The 1,082-nt window shown below is 62.9% G+C and carries 2 protein-coding genes; both read right to left on the bottom strand.

The genetic code is table 11. From position 1 onward, the window contains the following. On the bottom strand, window positions 1-696 hold a 696-nt coding region (locus EN991_RS37380; protein ID WP_164769713.1), incomplete at its 3' end, for an amidohydrolase. Beyond that, on the bottom strand, window positions 683-1,082 hold a 400-nt coding region (locus EN991_RS37375; protein WP_127370583.1), incomplete at its 5' end, for a M24 family metallopeptidase. The genes EN991_RS37375 and EN991_RS37380, both read right to left, overlap by 14 nt.

Genomic DNA, 1,082 nt, shown 5'->3' with positions numbered 1-1,082 from the left:
GCTCACCAGGGAGCAAGCCACGGCCAACGCATCGACGCCTTCATGCGGTTTTGCCGCGTGTGCCGCCGAGCCGATGACGGCCACATCGAACGTGTCACAGGCCAGAGTGTAGGGACCGGAGCCGACGGCGATCTTGCCGGTCGGTGTGTACGGATCGACGTGGACGCAGATGGCGGCGTCGATGTCGTCGAGAAGCCCCTCTTCCACCACCCGCTTGCCGCCCGACGGTTCGTCCTCCTCCGCCGGCTGGAAGATCAGGCGAACGGTACCGCCAAAACTGTCCCGCGACTGGTGAAGATGCGCGGCCACCGCGAAAGCCATCGATGCATGGGCGTCGTGACCGCAGGCATGCATCACACCTGGATTCGTCGATGCATAATCGACACCGGACTCCTCCTCGATCGGCAAGGCATCGATGTCGGCGCGAATGGCGATCTTTCGATTTGACGGCCTGCCGGCGCCGACAATATCGACGGCAAGGCCAAAGCCGGCGACGTCGCGAATGTCGACGATTCCCTGATCCACCAGCATCTGCCTGAGGTAACGCTGCGTGCCGGCCTCCTGGTTCGAAAGCTCGGGATTGCGGTGCAGATGGCGACGGACCTCGATCATCCGGTCGAGAATTCCGGCGTCGATATCGGTCGTCACGGTTTTCGCAACACCACCCGCCGTGGCCGAACCCTCAGGATTTGACATGGATCTCTCGCGGGAACTTCGTCAGGGTCTCGTGGCCGGTTTCGGTGACCAGGATGGTCTCGCTGACCTCGATGCCCCAGCCGTCCATCCACATGCCAAGGATGGAATGAACGACGTTGCCCGGTTCAAGCACCGTCTTGTCGCCCGGCCTGAGGCTGATCGTGTGTTCGCCCCAATCCGGCGGATAGGCGACGCCGATGGAGTAGCCGATGCGCGATTCCTTCTTCAGTCCGTAGCGCTGGATGACCTTGCGCCAGGCAGCTTCGACCGCTTCGGCAGTCGTTCCCGGCCTGACCGCGTTGAGCACCGCGTCCATGCCCTCGATCACCGCTTTGGCGGTATCCGAGACATTTGTCGGCGTCTTGCCAAGCTGCATGGTCCTGGCG

The sequence above is a fragment of the Mesorhizobium sp. M7A.F.Ca.US.005.03.2.1 genome (genome assembly GCF_003997795.1).
GTDB classification, from domain to species: Bacteria; Pseudomonadota; Alphaproteobacteria; order Rhizobiales; family Rhizobiaceae; genus Mesorhizobium; species Mesorhizobium ciceri.
This window is presented reverse-complemented; position numbering and strand designations above follow the sequence as displayed.